The sequence below is a fragment of the Streptomyces sp. A0592 genome (genome assembly GCF_004795115.1).
Taxonomy (GTDB): Bacteria; Actinomycetota; Actinomycetes; order Streptomycetales; family Streptomycetaceae; genus Streptomyces; species Streptomyces erythrochromogenes.
Genome location: NZ_SSBM01000006.1, coordinates 325,713 through 340,163, shown reverse-complemented (window position 1 = coordinate 340,163; position 14,451 = coordinate 325,713). Strand labels below are relative to the sequence as shown.

General features: G+C 72.3%; 13 protein-coding genes. 7 read left to right on the top strand and 6 right to left on the bottom strand.

Features of this window, described 5'->3' with window-relative positions:
• Positions 1–42: 42 nt before the first annotated feature.
• From E6U81_RS12540 to E6U81_RS12525, 4 genes are all read right to left on the bottom strand, one after another.
• On the bottom strand, positions 43–1,257 hold the full coding sequence (locus tag E6U81_RS12540; protein WP_136230150.1) for an acetyl-CoA C-acetyltransferase: 1,215 nt from the start codon (positions 1,255–1,257) through the stop codon (positions 43–45).
• A 110-nt stretch (positions 1,258–1,367) separates the two neighbouring features.
• Positions 1,368–2,510: an acyl-CoA dehydrogenase family protein gene (locus E6U81_RS12535; protein WP_136230149.1), complete on the bottom strand. Its 1,143-nt coding sequence runs from the start codon at positions 2,508–2,510 to the stop codon at positions 1,368–1,370.
• A 9-nt stretch (positions 2,511–2,519) separates the two neighbouring features.
• The gene (locus tag E6U81_RS12530; RefSeq protein ID WP_136230148.1) at positions 2,520–3,545 is read right to left on the bottom strand and encodes an LLM class F420-dependent oxidoreductase; all 1,026 of its coding nucleotides are present in this window, start codon (positions 3,543–3,545) and stop codon (positions 2,520–2,522) included.
• Positions 3,545–4,714 carry a CaiB/BaiF CoA-transferase family protein gene (locus E6U81_RS12525; RefSeq protein WP_136230147.1) on the bottom strand — a complete coding sequence of 390 codons (1,170 nt, stop codon included), beginning with the start codon at positions 4,712–4,714 and terminating at the stop codon, positions 3,545–3,547. The genes E6U81_RS12530 and E6U81_RS12525 overlap by 1 nt, the downstream gene beginning before the upstream one ends.
• A gap of 289 nt (positions 4,715–5,003) precedes the next feature.
• Between E6U81_RS12525 and E6U81_RS12520 the strand changes: the two genes are divergently transcribed.
• Together E6U81_RS12520 and E6U81_RS12515 are read left to right on the top strand one after the other, a co-directional pair.
• Positions 5,004–6,680, top strand: coding sequence for a PKD domain-containing protein (locus tag E6U81_RS12520; RefSeq protein WP_136230146.1), 1,677 nt, complete (start codon positions 5,004–5,006; stop codon positions 6,678–6,680).
• Positions 6,681–6,926: 246 nt separating this feature from the next.
• Positions 6,927–8,126, top strand: a complete 1,200-nt coding sequence (locus E6U81_RS12515; protein WP_136230145.1) for a saccharopine dehydrogenase NADP-binding domain-containing protein — start codon at positions 6,927–6,929, stop codon at positions 8,124–8,126.
• A 9-nt stretch (positions 8,127–8,135) separates the two neighbouring features.
• Here E6U81_RS12515 and E6U81_RS12510 read toward each other — a convergent pair whose 3' ends face one another.
• Entirely contained in the window at positions 8,136–8,813 is a 678-nt protein-coding gene (locus E6U81_RS12510) for an endonuclease V (RefSeq protein WP_136230144.1), read from the bottom strand.
• A gap of 26 nt (positions 8,814–8,839) precedes the next feature.
• On the opposite strand from E6U81_RS12510, the gene E6U81_RS12505 reads away from it, so the two are divergent.
• Positions 8,840–9,139: a YciI family protein gene (locus E6U81_RS12505; protein WP_136230143.1), complete on the top strand. Its 300-nt coding sequence runs from the start codon at positions 8,840–8,842 to the stop codon at positions 9,137–9,139.
• A gap of 29 nt (positions 9,140–9,168) precedes the next feature.
• On the opposite strand, the gene E6U81_RS12500 is transcribed toward E6U81_RS12505, so the two are convergent.
• Positions 9,169–10,257 carry an oxidoreductase gene (locus E6U81_RS12500; RefSeq protein ID WP_136230142.1) on the bottom strand — a complete coding sequence of 363 codons (1,089 nt, stop codon included), beginning with the start codon at positions 10,255–10,257 and terminating at the stop codon, positions 9,169–9,171.
• Between the two features lie 386 nt (positions 10,258–10,643).
• Between E6U81_RS12500 and E6U81_RS12495 the strand changes: the two genes are divergently transcribed.
• The 4 genes from E6U81_RS12495 to E6U81_RS12480 all read left to right on the top strand — a co-directional run bounded on the left by E6U81_RS12495 (position 10,644) and on the right by E6U81_RS12480 (position 14,293).
• Positions 10,644–11,060: an SsgA family sporulation/cell division regulator gene (locus E6U81_RS12495; protein WP_136230141.1), complete on the top strand. Its 417-nt coding sequence runs from the start codon at positions 10,644–10,646 to the stop codon at positions 11,058–11,060.
• 317 nt (positions 11,061–11,377) lie between these two features.
• Positions 11,378–13,018 (top strand): ABC-F family ATP-binding cassette domain-containing protein, encoded by a 1,641-nt coding sequence (locus E6U81_RS12490; RefSeq protein ID WP_168714612.1) that lies wholly within the window; start codon positions 11,378–11,380, stop codon positions 13,016–13,018.
• A 153-nt stretch (positions 13,019–13,171) separates the two neighbouring features.
• Positions 13,172–14,023: a helix-turn-helix transcriptional regulator gene (locus tag E6U81_RS12485; RefSeq protein ID WP_136230140.1), complete on the top strand. Its 852-nt coding sequence runs from the start codon at positions 13,172–13,174 to the stop codon at positions 14,021–14,023.
• 48 nt (positions 14,024–14,071) lie between these two features.
• The gene (locus E6U81_RS12480; protein ID WP_136230139.1) at positions 14,072–14,293 is read left to right on the top strand and encodes a hypothetical protein; all 222 of its coding nucleotides are present in this window, start codon (positions 14,072–14,074) and stop codon (positions 14,291–14,293) included.
• The last annotated feature ends 158 nt before the right edge of the window (positions 14,294–14,451 follow it).

The following is a 14,451-nucleotide window of genomic DNA, read 5'->3' as shown; positions in this document are numbered from 1 at the left end:
GTTCGCTACTTCCGTGTCGGAGGGGTCGGGGTACAGGACGGTTCAGAGGCGTTCGACGATGGTGGCGACGCCCATGCCGCCGCCGACGCAGAGCGTGACGAGGCCGTAGCGCTTGTCCTGGCGCTCCAGCTCGTCGACGATCGTGCCGAGGATCATCGCGCCGGTGGCGCCGAGCGGGTGGCCCAGGGCGATGGCGCCGCCGTTGACGTTGACCTTGTCGAGGGAGAGGCCCATGTCCTTGACAAAGCGCAGGACGACGCCGGCGAAGGCCTCGTTGATCTCGACCAGGTCGATGTCGTCGATGGTCAGGCCGGCCTTGGCGAGGGCCTTGCGGGTGGCCGGAGCGGGGCCGGTGAGCATGATGGTGGGCTCGGAGCCGGAGACGGCCGCCGAGACGATCCGGGCGCGCGGGGTCAGGCCGTTGCGCTCCCCCGCCTCCCGGGAGCCGATGGCGACGAGGGAGGCGCCGTCGACGATGCCGGAGGAGTTGCCCGCGTGGTGGACGTGGTCGATCTTCTCGACCCAGTGGTACTTCTGCAGCGCGACGGCGTCGAACCCGCCGAGCTCGCCGATGTCCGCGAAGGACGGCTTCAGCTTGGCGAGGGTGTCGGCGGTGGTCCCCGGGCGGACGAACTCGTCGTGGTCCAGGACGACGAGGCCGTTGCGGTCGGTGACCGGGACGACGGACTTCGCGAAGCGGCCGTCCTTGATCGCGGCGGCGGCGCGCTCCTGCGAGAGGGCCGCGTACTCGTCGACGTCGCGCCGGGAGAACCCCTCGATGGTGGCGATCAGGTCGGCGCCGATGCCCTGCGGCACGAAGCCGGTGTCCCAGTTCGTCATCGGGTCGGCGAACCAGGCGCCGCCGTCCGAGGCCATCGGGACGCGGGACATGGATTCCACGCCGCCCGCGAGGACCAGGTCCTCCCAGCCGGAACGGACCTTCGCAGCGGCCAGGTTGACGGCTTCCAGGCCGGAGGCGCAGAACCGGTTCTCCTGTACGCCGGCCACCGTGTCCGGGAGCCCGGCGGCGATGGCCGCGATACGGGCGATGTCGGAGCCCTGGTCGCCGACCGGGCCGACGACGCCGAGCACGATGTCGTCGATGGTGGCCGGGTCCAGGCCCGGGTTGCGCTCGCGCAGGGCGTCGATGAGTCCGACGACGAGGTCGATCGGCTTGGTGCCGTGCAGGGAGCCATTGGCCTTGCCGCGGCCGCGCGGCGTGCGGATCGCGTCGTATACGTACGCTTCGGTGCTCACTGGTCAAGCCTTTCGGTGTGCTGGAAGGTCCTGGGAAGGTCCTCGGCGCAGCCGCAGGGGTGGGACGAGGGCTGGGACGGGGACTGGAACGAGGTCTGGGACAAGGGGGTTCAGCTGAGGAGGGACCGGCCGATGATCTCCTTCATGATCTCGGTCGTGCCGCCGTAGATCGTCTGGATCCGGCCGTCGGTGAAGGCCCGCGCCACCCGGTACTCGGTCATGTACCCGTACCCCCCGTGGAGTTGCAGGCAGCGGTCCGCCACGCGCTTCTGCAGCTCGGTGGCCCACCACTTGGCCATCGAGGCGTGCACGTGGTCCAGTTCGCCGTTGGAGTGGTCGGTGATGCACCGGTCGAGGAAGGTCCGGGTGACGGCGACCTCGGTGGCCATCTCCGCGATCTCGAACCGGATGTGCTGGAGCTTGGACAGCGGGCGCCCGAAGGCCTCGCGCTCCTTCACGTACTGCGTGGTGATCTCCACCAGGTACTCGGCGGCGGCGATCCCGGCCATCGCGATGCCCATCCGCTCCTGCGCGAGATTGGTCATCAGGTGGAAGAAGGCGCCGTTCGGTTCACCGAGCAGGTTCTCCTTCGGGACCCGCACGTCGTGGAAGAACAGCTCGGCGGTGTCCTGCGCCTTCTGGCCGATCTTGTCGAGGTTGCGGCCGCGCTCGAAGCCCTCCGCGCCGCGCTCGACGACCAGCAGCGACAGGCCGTGCGCCCCGCCCTCGGGGGTGGTCCTGGCGACCACGATCACCAGGTCGGCGAGGATTCCGTTGGAGATGAACGTCTTGGAGCCGTTCAGCACCCAGTGGTCCCCGCGGTCCTCGGCGGTGGTCCGGATCCCCTGGAGGTCGGAGCCCGCACCCGGCTCGGTCATCGCTATGGCGGTGATGGTCTCGCCGGAGCAGAAGCCGGGCAGCCAGCGGCGCTTCTGCTCCTCGGTGGCGAGCGAGGTCAGATACGGCCCGATGATGTCGTTGTGCAGGCCGATGGCCAGTCCGGGGGCGCCCGCCCTGGTGAACTCCTCGGCGATGACGGCGGCGTAGCGGAAGTCGGTGTTCCCGCCGCCCCCGTACTCCTCCGGGACGGCCAGCCCGAGCAGCCCCTGGCGTCCGGCGGCCCGCCACGCCTCGCGGCTGACGATGCCGTCCTTCTCCCACTGCTCGTAGTGCGGCAGCACCTCCTTGGTGAGGAAGGTGCGGACGGTCTCACGGAACGCCTCGTGGTCGGCGTCGAAGATGCGTCGTTGCATCGGGGCCCCCTAGAGCCAGCTCTTGACGGTTGAGATCAGCTCGGCCGGGTCGGGGCCGACGGGTGTGACGTTGAGCATGGTGACGCCCGCCTCGCGGAAGGCCTCGACACGCTCGCGTACGTAGCCCTCGGGCCCGCACAGGGTCATCAGCTCGCAGAACTCGTCCGGGACGGCGGCTGCGGCGTCGCGCAGGCGCCCGGCGAGGTACAGCTCCTGGATCCGGCGGGCTTCTTCCCCGTACCCGTAGGCGACGGCCAGGTCGTTGTAGAAGTTCTTGCCGACCGCGCCCATCCCGCCGACGTACAGCGCGATCTGCGGGCGTGCGCGGTCCCGTACGGCGGCCGCGTCGTCGCCGATGGCGAGCAGGCCGCCCGCGACCGTCTGCAGCGGTCCGAGCTCCGGCGACCGCCGGGCCGCGCCCTCGGCGAGCGGGCCGCCCCATACCGCTGCGGCCTTCTCCGGGATGAAGAGCGTGGGCAGCCAGCCGTCCGCGATCTCGGCGGTCAGCCGCACGTTGGCCGGGCCGAGCGAGGCGATGTACACGGGGATGGCGGGGCGGACCGGGCGGGTGAGGATCTTCAGCGGCTTGCCGAGCCCGGTGCCGCGCTCCGGCGGGAGCGGCATGTCCGTGAGGCCGTGGTGGTCGATCGTCTCGCGGCGCCAGATGCGCCGGCACAGCTCGACCGTCTCCCGGGTGCGGCCGAGCGGCTTATCGTACGGCTTCCCGTGCCAGCCCTCGACGACCTGCGGGCCGGAGGCGCCGAGGCCGAGGAGCGCCCGGCCGCCCGAGAGGGCGTCCAGGCCGGCGGCCGTCTGCGCGATCAGGCCGGGGGTGCGCGAGTAGACGTTCATGATCGCCGAGCCGATCTTCAGCCGCTCGGTGCGGGCGGCGAGATAGCCCATGATCGTCGGCGAGTCGAAGCCCCAGGCCTCGGCCACCCACAGCGCGTCGAGGCCGGCGGACTCCAGCGCGGCCGCCTCGTCGGCGGCCCGGCGCGGGTCCCCCGCGTAGTCGAGCATCATCGACAGTTCCATCAGGCCTCCTTCGGGAGCAGGGCCGGTACGTCCCAATCGGCGGCCACCGACTCGGTGTGGGCGCCCGGCCGGGCGGGCCCCGCGGTGACGGAGACCGGGGTCGCGGAGAACCGCGGGGCGGGTGCGGGCTGCACGATCCCGCCGAAGTCCGTGAAGGTGCCCCGGGCGGCGAGGTGGGGGTGGCCGGGAGCCTCGCGCAGCGACAGCACCGGGGCCACGCAGGCGTCGGTGCCCTCGAAGACCGCCGTCCACTCCTCGCGCGTACGGGTCCGGAAGCGTGCTGCGACGGCCTCGCGCAGTTCGCCCCAGCGGGCGATGTCCTTGCGGGCCGGCGCCCGGTCCGCGATGCCGAGGAGCTCCGTGAAGGTGTCGTAGAACTGCTGCTCCAGCGCGCCGACCGCCATGTACCCGCCGTCGGAGGTCTCGTAGGTGCCGTAGAAGGGACACCCGCCGTCGAGGAGGTTGGCTCCGCGCCGGTCCTGCCAGCCGCCCGCCGCCATCATCCCGTGGATCATGGCGGTGAGGTGGGCGGTGCCGTCGACGATGGCCGCGTCGACGACCTGCCCGGTGCCTGTGTCCCGGGCGTGCCGGAGGGCGGCGAGGACGCCGATCACCAGGTAGAGCGAGCCTCCCGCGTAGTCCCCGACCAGGTTGGCCGGGACCGCCGGGGGCTCTCCCGGGTTGCCGATCATGCCGAGGGCCCCGGTGACGGCGATGTAGGCGATGTCGTGCCCCGCGGTGTGCGCGAGCGGGCCCTCCTGGCCCCAGCCGGTCATCCGCCCGTAGACGAGGCGGGGGTTGCGGGCGTGGCACTCGGCCGGGCCCACGCCGAGCCGCTCGGCGACCCCGGGGCGGAAGCCCTCGACGAGGACGTCGGCCCGCTCCACCAGGTCCAGGACGCGGGCCGGCCCATCGGCCGACTTGAGGTCGACCAGGACGGAGCGCTTGCCGCGGTTGGTGACGTCGTAGGCGGGGTCGACCGCGAGCCCGCCGCCGCCGGGCCGGTCCACCCGTACGACGTCCGCCCCCAGGTCGGCGAGGAGCATGGCGGCGAACGGTCCCGGGCCGATGCCGGCCAGCTCGACGACGCGCACTCCGGCGAGCGGGCCGCTGCCGCTCGCCGTCCCGGTGCCGGTGCCGGTGCCGGTCCCGTTCCCTGTCACTGCCATCGAGCCCCCAGCGTCTGCGGTGTGGGTGGTGTGCCTGGTGTGCCTGGTATGTGTGGTGTGGCGACTGTGTGACACAACTGATGTAACACCGGTGATGCTAGGAACGCGTTCCACCGAGCACAAGCCCCCGGGCCGCGCTCCCGCGGGATCGGCCGGAAGCGGAGGTTCCACCCCCTCTGGAAGAGCCCGGGATCCAGGGGCGCACCCCCCTGATAGATCGTCCCGCGACTCTGTACTCTGAACGAGCTTTCGAGCTGATCAAGCGTTCAATCAGATAAGTGGGGGACTGGTGCGTCGTCGCCGCCTTGTAATTTCCGCTGCCGCCATCGCGGCGGGCGTTGGTCTCATCCCGGGCGTCGCCCAGGCCGACCCGGCCAAGCCGGACGCACGCGGCACCACCGCGCCGGACCTGGATCTGGGCCTCGGCAAGGACGCGAAGTCCAAGAGCAACACCTTCACCAGCCCCGCCGACCGCACGGTCCGCAAGGCCACAGCCCCGTCCGCCAAGACCGGAGCGGCCGCGGCGCAGTCCGTCGCCTCCGCCAACCCGGACCTCGCTGTCGGCCTGACCGCGTACGGCGTCACGGCGCACGGCGCCGAGGTGGACACCACCATCACGAGCGTGGACACCGCGCTCAAGGTCACCGTCAACTGGGGTGACGGGAAGTCGGACGTCTTCGACGCCTACGGCTCCGAGACCCGGACCACGGCGCACACCTACGCCGAGGTCGGCTCCTACACGGTCAAGGTCACCGTGACGGACGCCGCGAACGCCGTCTCGGCCGTCAACGAGGTTGTCTTCGTCACCGCCGGCGCGGACTTCACCCCGTACGCCCCGACCCGCCTGCTGGACACCCGCAACGGGACCGGCGCGCCGGCGGGCATGGTCCAGCCGTACAGCTCGACCCGCGTGAAGGTCGGCGGCAACGGCGGGATACCGGCCGGCGTCACCGCCGTGGTCCTCAACATCACGGTCACCAACACCTCCACCGAGGGCCACATCACCGCCTTCCCCGAGGGCACCGAGCGTCCGACCACGTCGAACGTCAACTACAAGGCCCGCCAGAGCGTCCCGAACCTGGTCATCGTGAAGGTCGGCAAGAACGGCTACGTCGAGATCGCCAACCGCGGCGGCGCCCCGGTCGACCTGATCGCCGACGTCACCGGCTACTTCTCCAAGACCGAGTCCAGCGGTTACACGCCGGTCACCCCGTCGCGCTTCGTCGACACCCGTGACGGCCTCGGCACGGCGAAGGGCCAGCTCGGCGGCCGGAAGACCTTCACCACCCAGATCAGCGGCCTGCGCGGCGTGCCCCAGGGCATCAGCGCCGTCGCGCTGAACGTGACGGTCACCAACCCGAAGGAGGCCGGCCACCTGTCGGTCTTCCCGGGCGGCGGCGCCACCCCGACCGCGTCCAACCTGAACTTCACCCCGGGCCAGACCATCGCCAACTCGGTGATCGTCCCCGTCAGCGCGGACGGCAGGATCAGCGTCTTCAACGGTGCCTGGGCGGGCACCGACGTCGTCGTCGACGTCGTCGGCTACTACAGCGCCGACAGCAAGGGCGCCTTCCTGCCGCTCTCGCCCGAGCGTCTGGTGGACACCCGCGACCCCCAGGACCCGGTCTACGGGAAGCTGTGGGGCCAGGACTACATCTACATGCCGATGTCCTACGACGACCCGAGCATCACGGGCTTCGTGCTGAACACCACGGTCACCAACCCGGAGGGCGACGGGTACCTCACGGTCACCCCCGACCCGAACTCGCTCGACGACTACATCAACAAGACGGCGGGCTGGCCGACGCCGCCGAACTCCTCGAACCTGAACTGGACGAAGGGCGCCACCGTCCCGAACCTGGTCCAGGCGAGCACCGGCAGCAACGGCATCATCGACCTCTGGAACCGGGGCTGGGACGACGTCGACCTGATCGTCGACCTCTTCGGCCTGTACCAGCAGGACTGATCCACCGGCAGGTGGACCCCACGGCGCCCCGGGCGCGGCCGCACGGCCGTTCCCGGGGCGCCGTCGTCGTGACGGGCCGTCCGGCGTTCCGCCGCACCCGTCCGACGTCGTCGGCGTTGTCCGGCGTTACGCCGTACCCGGCCGACTTTCCGCCACACCGTCCGGCACCTGCCCGCGCGGACGCCGCAGCCCCGCGCTAGCCTCGGCCACCCACACCACCCGCACCACCCACTCGGAGGAGCTCCCATGAACGCAGGGGTCCCGCAGGACCGACCGGAACGCGCCTACGACGTCGTGCTCTTCGGCGCCACCGGGTTCGTGGGGGCGCTGACCGCCGAGTACCTCGCCGCACAAGCGCCCGCCGGCTGCCGGTGGGCCCTCGCCGGCCGGGACCTCGCGAAGCTGGAGCGGCTGCGCGAGCGGCTGGCCGCGATCGATCCCGCGTGCGCCACGCTGCCGCTGCTGCGGGCCGACGCCCAGGACGCCGCCGCCGTGCGCGAACTGGCCGCGTCCACCCGGGTGCTGGCCACGACCGTGGGACCGTACGTCTGGTACGGGGCCGCTCTCGTGGCCGCCTGCACCGAGGCGGGCACGGACTACGTGGACCTCACCGGCGAGCCGGAGTTCGTGGACCGGATGTACGTGGAGCACGACGCGCGGGCCCGCGAGACCGGCGCCCGGCTCGTGCACGCCTGCGGCTTCGACTCCATCCCGGCCGACCTCGGCGCGTACTTCACGGTCCGGCAGCTGCCGGAGGGGGTCCCGCTGGCGGTCGACGGGTTCATGCGGTCCAACGCCTTCTTCTCCGGCGGGACCCTGGCCTCCGCGCTGACCGCGCTGGGCCGCGGCCCCCAGACCCTGGCGGCCGCGCACGCCCGCCGCCTGCACGAGCCGCGGCTGCTGGGACGGCGGGCGCGCGGCCCGCTGGGCGTGCCGCGGTTCAGCCGCGAGACCGGCACCTGGGCGCTTCCGCTGCCCTCGCTGGACCCGCGGATCGTGACCCGGTCGGCCGCCGCGCTGGAGCGCTACGGCCCGGACTTCCGCTACCGGCACTACGCCTCCGTCAAGCACCTGCCCGTGGCACTGGGCGGTACGGCGGCGGTCGGCGCGACGGCGGCCCTGGCCCAGGTGCCGCCGGCCCGGCGGTGGCTCATGAACCGCTGGGAGCCCGGCCGGGGGCCGGACGCGGAACGGCGGGCGCGCAGCTGGTTCACCGTACGGTTCGTGGGCGCGGGCGGCGGGCGCCGCGTGCTCACCGAGGTGTCGGGCGGCGACCCGGGCTACGGCGAGACCGCGAAGATGCTGGCTGAGTCGGCGCTCTGCCTGGCCCACGACACCCTGCCGGAGTCCGCCGGGCAGGTGACGACCGCCGTGGCGATGGGCGACGCCCTCATCCACCGCCTGCAGAAGGCGGGGATCACCTTCCGGGTGGCCGACGCCCGCTGAGGGACCGGCTCAGGAGGCCTCCCGCAGCGCCCTGCGGCACAGCGAGTCGGCGTGGCGGGTGGTCTCCGGGATCCGGAAGCGAGGGCTCAGGGCCAGGGCCTGCGCGCAGGCGTTGTCGAGCGAGACCTTGTGCCCGACGGAGACGTACACCGGCTTGACCGCGTCCTGCGTGCGCAGGGCCCGCCCGACCTCGACACCGTCGGCGGCGACCAGGGCGGAGGCGTCGCCCCGCCGGGTGCCCGGCTCCTCGTAGGTGAAGGTGAACGGGTTCTTCGCGACGCCGATGGACGGGAGCCCGGTGACCACGCCGAGGTGGCACGCGAGGCCGAAGCTGCGGGGGTGGGCGAGGCCGTAGCCGTCGCAGACCACGAGGCCGGGTTCGGCGGTCAGGGCGTCCAGGGCGGCCAGTACGGTCGGCAGCTCGCGGAAGGCGAGCAGCCCCGGCACGTAGGGGAAGCTGACGTGCCCGACGGCGGTGGCCTCCTCGACGACCTCCAGGGTCGCGGCGTCGAGCACCACGGCCGCGGCGGCGACCAGGTCGCGGGTGTCGTCGTAGGCGACGTCCACTCCGGCCACGAGACCTCGGCCGGGCGGGGGGCCGGGCTCGTCGAGCACGACGTGATGGCGCAGTTCGTCCTGTATCGCCCGGGCCTCGGCCTCGTCGGCGGGGGTCTTCACACTCGTCATGATGGACCGAGAGTAGCCTGGCGATCATGTTCGTCATGGAGCTCTCCTACACCGCGCCCCTCGAAGCCGTCGAGGACGAGATGGACGCCCACATCGCCTGGCTGGACGGCTACTACGCCGCCGGCGTCTTCCTCGCGTCGGGACGCAAGGTGCCGCGCGACGGGGGCGTCGTCCTGGCCGGAGGGGTGTCCCGGGCCGAGATCGAGAAGATCGCGGCCGAGGACCCCTTCGTGGTCGCGGGCGTCTGCGTCTACCGCATCACCGAGTTCATCGCGACGAAGACCTCGTCGGACCTGGCAACGGTCCGCGAGAACCCGGTCGTCTAGTGCTGTGACCGGGAACGGCCGGCCGGGGGTCAGCGGCGTTCCAGCCGTGCCACCCTGCCCTTCTCCCCCGCCGCCCAGCAGCCCGTGTCGGGCGCGCAGTCGACCGTGTCGAAGGATCCCGCGTCCAGCGGCCGCCAGGTGCGGCCCCCGTCCGTGGTCACGTCCGTGCCCGTGGGCCCGACCGCGAGGGCCGTCCCCCCGGTGTACGGGTACCAGGCCGCGCCCGACCGGTAGGCCGGCGGCGGGGTCGTCGCCCCGCGCCAGGTGCGGCCCCCGTCCGCGGACACCGCCGCGGCCTGCGGCGAGGCCTGCCCGGTGCGGTAGTCGCCGCCCACGGCGAGGCCCCTCGTACGGTCCCGGAAGGCGAGGGCGAAGACCCCTCGTGCGGGATCTCCCGCCGGAACGGTGGATTCGGCCACCCGCCAGGACCGGCCGCGGTCCGCGGAGTGCAGGACCCGGGCGGTCGCTGCGCCGCCGGTGGCCAGCCAGACGTCGCGCGGACCGGCGCTGACCAGGCACTGGCCGCTCGCGGCGAAGCCCGCCTCGCCCGGCAGCGCCTCGGGCATGCCCTCACTGGGCAGCACCCGCCAGTGGCGGCCGCCGTCGTCCGTGGACAGGATGCGGAACTTCCCGTCCACCGGATCGCTCATGGCCAGCCCGTGGCGGGCGTCGAAGAACGTGAGGCAGTCGTAGAAGGCCCGCGGGTCCGGGTTGCGGAAGGTCTCGGTCCAGGTGGCACCGCCGTCCTCGGTCCGCAGCACCCTGGAGGCCTCGCCCTCGCCGATGGACAGGGCCACGGCGCGCCGGGCGTCGAAGGCCTCGATGTCGCGCAGTTCCAGTTGCTCCGCGACCGCGCCGGGCGGCGAGACATCCTGCCAGCTGCGGCCTCCGTCGAGCGTACGCAGCACGGTGCCCTTGGAGCCGGCGACCCAGGCCGTGCTCCGGCTCACCGCGGCGAGTCCCCGGAAGCGGGAGGTCTGCCCGGTGTCCTTGAGTGCCCAGCCGGTCGCGCGTAAGTCCCGTCCCGGGCCCTGTTCTTCGGCGTGGGCGGGGCCGGCGAGCACCCCGACCGCAAGGATTGCCGCGCACATGCCAATTCCCGCATCCAGAAGTCTCATGGCGCCGGAAGCTAACGCACCCCGGATCCGCCCGTCCAGAGGGCGTCCCGGCCGCTTCCCCGCCGGCGCTCCGGCGCTTCCCCGGCGCCTCCGGCCGCCGCGTCGCCCGGCCCCCGCCACCAGCGCTTGCGACCGTGCGTTGCGCCTGTGGAGTGAGCGACAACCGGCCCTTCTGAAGGGCCCCCGGGCCCTTCGCGGTACACCGCCCCGCCTTCGCGCACTTCCGCCCACCCGGTCACTCTGTGCGATCACACAGGCAGGTTCCGGCCAGTCGGTGACACAGCTCACTCAAACGCCCATGCACGGATTTGCCGATTCCGGCGTCTATCGGGTTGCCGGGCCCCACCCCGCAGTCCGGCAGCAGATCCGCCGCAAGGGAGTGAGCCTTGATCACTGTCATCGAGCAGGCCGCGCAGGCCCGTCTGGTCGCCACCGCGCCGAAGGTCGAGACCGTTCCCGTCACCCTCTGTTACGACCGGGCGGATCCGTTCGCCGTACGCATGGCATTCCCCGCCCCGGCCACGCTGGAGGGAGTCGAGGTCTCGTGGACGTTCTCGCGCGAGCTGCTGGAGTCCGGGCTGGACCGCCCGTCCGGCTGGGGCGACGTGCGCGTGCGGCCGTACGACGGGGACCGGACCACGATCGAGTTCCACGCGGTGGAGGGCGTCGCGATCGTCCTGATGCTGACGGCCGAGCTGCACCGGTTCCTTGAGCGCGCCGCGGCCGTGGTCCCGCCCGGTCTGGAGCACCTCTACCTCGACATGGACCACAGCCTGGCCGAGCTGATGCGCGACACCTGCTGATCACCCCGCCGCGCCCGACCCGCCCCGCCCCGCCCCCGCCCCGCCTTAAATCGTTTGCGGGCGGCCGGGGCCGCCCGTAGCTTCGTTGATGCCCCATTGCCGTCGAACGGAGCAGGACGTTGCTCTTCTGAGGTCCGAGACACCGACCTGCGCGACCAGCGCGACCACCGCGGTCACCACGACCGCCGAGAACCGCCGTGATGCCCGACATCACGGCCACGGTCGCCGCCCCGCCCCTGCCGTGATCGCGTTCGCGATTCCGAGCGTCGGCTGTCTCCCCGCGTTGCACTCACCACTCACGCAACCTGGAGGCCTCCATGAGCCACGCCCCCGCATTCATCACCTGCTCCGCCCTGTCCTTCGACTGGCCCGACGGGACCCCCGTGTTCGACGGGTTCCAGCTGGCCGTCGGTCCCGGACGCACCGGCCTGATCGGACTCAACGGGAGCGGCAAGTCCACCCTGTTGAAGCTGATCGCCGGTGAACTGACCCCGTCCGAGGGACAGTCGTCCGTCGCCGGCTCGGTCGGCTACCTCCCCCAGACGGTCACCCTCGACACCGCGCTGCGCGTGGACGAGGCGCTCGGCATCCGCACCGCCCGCGCCGCGCTGCACGCCATCGAGGCGGGCGAGGCCACGGAGGCGAACTTCGCCGCCGTCGGCGACGACTGGGACGTGGAGGAGCGGGCCCTGGCCACGCTCGACCAGCTCGGTCTCGCCCGGATCGGCCTGGACCGCACCGTCGGCGAGCTCTCGGGCGGCGAGTCCGTCCTGCTGCGCCTGGCCGCACTGCTCCTGGACCGTCCCGACGTGCTGCTGCTGGACGAGCCGACCAACAACCTGGACCTGCGCGCCCGGGGCCGGCTGTACGCGGCCGTCGAGTCCTGGTCCGGGGTGATGCTCCTGGTCAGCCACGACCGCGAGCTGCTGGAGCGGGTCGACCAGATCGCCGACCTGCGCGACGGCGAAGTCCGCTGGTACGGAGGGAACTTCACCGACTACGAGGAGATGCTCGCCGCCGAGCAGGACGCGGCCGAGCGGATGGTCCGGGTCGCGGAGGCCGACGTACAGCGGCAGAAGCGCGAACTGGCCGATGCTCAGGTCAAATTGGCCCGGCGCAAGCGGTACGGCCAGAAGATGTACGAGAACAAGCGCGAGCCGAAGATCGTGATGGGCGCCCGCAAGCGTGCGGCACAGGAATCGGCCGGCAAGCACCGGATCATGCACACCGAGAAGCTGGCCCAGGCGAAGGAGCGGCTGGACCAGGCGGCGGAGGCGGTCCGCGACGACGCCGAGATCCGCATCGAACTGCCCGCCACCCTGGTTCCGCCGGGGCGGCGCGTCCTGACCCTCAGCGATGTGCACCTGCCTCACGGGGCCCGCGTGCGGGGGGAGTGGGAACTGCGGGGCCCGGAGCGGATCGCGCTGGTGGGCCGCAACGGCTCGGGCAAGACCACGCTGCTCCGCACCATCGCGGGCCAGCTCGCACCGGAGTCCGGGACGGCCGAGACGCACGTGACCACGCGGTTCCTGCCGCAGCGGCTGGACGTGCTGGACGAGGACCGCTCGGTGGTGGAGAACGTGGCCCGGTTCGCCCCGCAGGCCACCAACAACCTGATCCGGGCCCGGCTCGCGCACTTCCTCTTCCGGGGCGGGCGGGCGGACCGGCCGGCCGGCACCCTGTCGGGCGGCGAGCGGTTCCGGGCGGCACTGGCGGCACTGCTGCTGGCGGAGCCCGCCCCGCAGCTCCTCATGCTGGACGAGCCGACGAACAACCTCGACCTGTCGAGCGTGCGGCAGCTGACCGATGCGCTGGAGTCGTACCAGGGCGCGCTCGTGGTGGCGAGCCACGACGTGCCGTTCCTGGAGTCGATCGGGGTGACGCGCTGGCTGCTGCTGGACGGCGAGCTGCGGCCGACCACGGCCGAGGAGGTCCGGGAGGTGCTGTGGCACGGCTGACTGACCGGCTGACCGGCTGACCGGCTGACGGAGCAGGGTGCATGCGGGTCCCCTTCCCGCGCGAGGGTGAGTCATACGGGGCGCTACCGTCGCCCCGTGTGAGACTTACGCTACAGACCGTAGCGAAACTCGGTGCAGCGGGAGAGGGGAACCGTGCCGCCCAGGAGCACACCCACCGCCAGGCAGCGGCGCCTCGGCTCCGAGCTGCGCAGACTCCGCGAGGAGTCGGGCACGTCGGTCCAGTGGGCCGCGGCGCTGCTCGCAGTCGACCGCACCCGGATCCCCAACATCGAGTCGGGCCGGATCGGCATCAGCGCCGAGCGCGTGCGCACCCTCGCCCGCCACTACGGATGCCAGGACCCCGAGCTCGTGGACCTGCTCGCGGCGATGGCCCAGGAGCGGGACAAGGGCTGGTGGGAGCGGCACCGGGGGGCACTGCCGCCCGGGCTGCTCGACATCTGCGAGCTGGAGCACCATTCGGTCGGCCTGCACACCGCGGTGACCACGCACATACCCGGACTGCTCCAGACCGAGGCGCATGCGCGCGCCGTCTTCGGCGTCGCCGACCCGCCGCTGCCGGAGTCCGAGCTCCAGGCCCGCCTCGCGCTGCGGATGCGCCGCCAGCAGGTGTTCGCGCGGGAGCGGCCGCCGCTGTACGAGGCGGTGGTGCACGAGGCGGCGCTGCGGATGCGGTTCGGCGGGCCCGGGGTGGTCCGGGAGCAGCTGGAGCACGTACTCGTGCAGTCGGAGCGGGAGCGTACGACGGTCCGGGTCATCCCGTTCAGCGCGGGCGGCTTCCCCGGGTCCGGGCAGTCCTTCACGTATGCCGCGGCGGCACTGAACCGACTGGACACCGTGCAGCTGGACAGCTCGCACGGCTCGATGCTGGTCGACGCGGGTCCGAAGCTGGCGCGGTACCGGGGGCTGCTGGAGCGACTGCGGTCCCTGGCGCTGCCGGCGGCCGCCTCCCGCGATTTCATCCACGCCGTCGTGCGGGACCTGTGACCTGGGCCGGGTCGCGACCCAGGGCCGATGAGGAGACCGGAGATCGAGATGACACCTTCCGAGGCCGCTTCGGCCACCCACCGGGACATCACCTGGTCGGAGCCCTTCTGCAGCGAGGGCGCCAACTGTTTCCGCTTCGGCCGCGACGCCGCCGGGCGGGCGTACATCGGAACGACGGGGTCCGGTGTGCACGTGACCGACTCCGTCGAAGCCCTCCGCGCGCTGGTCTCGGCCGTCAAGGCGGGGGCGGCCGACCACCTCCTGGCGTGATTTCGCCTTTTGCTTTCCCCTTCAGGGCACCCTCAAACTGCATAGATAACGGGAGGCAATCGGACATAGGGACACGGGGGGCTTGGCTGGCCTTGATGTCGCGCTTAACCTACGACTCCGTAGGCTACGGAACCGTAGGTAATTCGCTTTGCACCCAG

Coding starts and splice junctions, on each gene's coding strand:
- E6U81_RS12505 (WP_136230143.1), top strand. CDS start 8,840: ATGTTCGTCATGGAGCTCTCCTACACCGCGCCCCTCGAAGCCGTCGAG.
- E6U81_RS12525 (WP_136230147.1), bottom strand. CDS start 4,714: ATGGCAGTGACAGGGAACGGGACCGGCACCGGCACCGGCACCGGGACG.
- E6U81_RS12535 (WP_136230149.1), bottom strand. CDS start 2,510: ATGCAACGACGCATCTTCGACGCCGACCACGAGGCGTTCCGTGAGACC.
- E6U81_RS12530 (WP_136230148.1), bottom strand. CDS start 3,545: ATGGAACTGTCGATGATGCTCGACTACGCGGGGGACCCGCGCCGGGCC.
- E6U81_RS12515 (WP_136230145.1), top strand. CDS start 6,927: ATGAACGCAGGGGTCCCGCAGGACCGACCGGAACGCGCCTACGACGTC.
- E6U81_RS12490 (WP_168714612.1), top strand. CDS start 11,378: ATGAGCCACGCCCCCGCATTCATCACCTGCTCCGCCCTGTCCTTCGAC.
- E6U81_RS12500 (WP_136230142.1), bottom strand. CDS start 10,257: ATGAGACTTCTGGATGCGGGAATTGGCATGTGCGCGGCAATCCTTGCG.
- E6U81_RS12510 (WP_136230144.1), bottom strand. CDS start 8,813: ATGACGAGTGTGAAGACCCCCGCCGACGAGGCCGAGGCCCGGGCGATA.
- E6U81_RS12480 (WP_136230139.1), top strand. CDS start 14,072: ATGACACCTTCCGAGGCCGCTTCGGCCACCCACCGGGACATCACCTGG.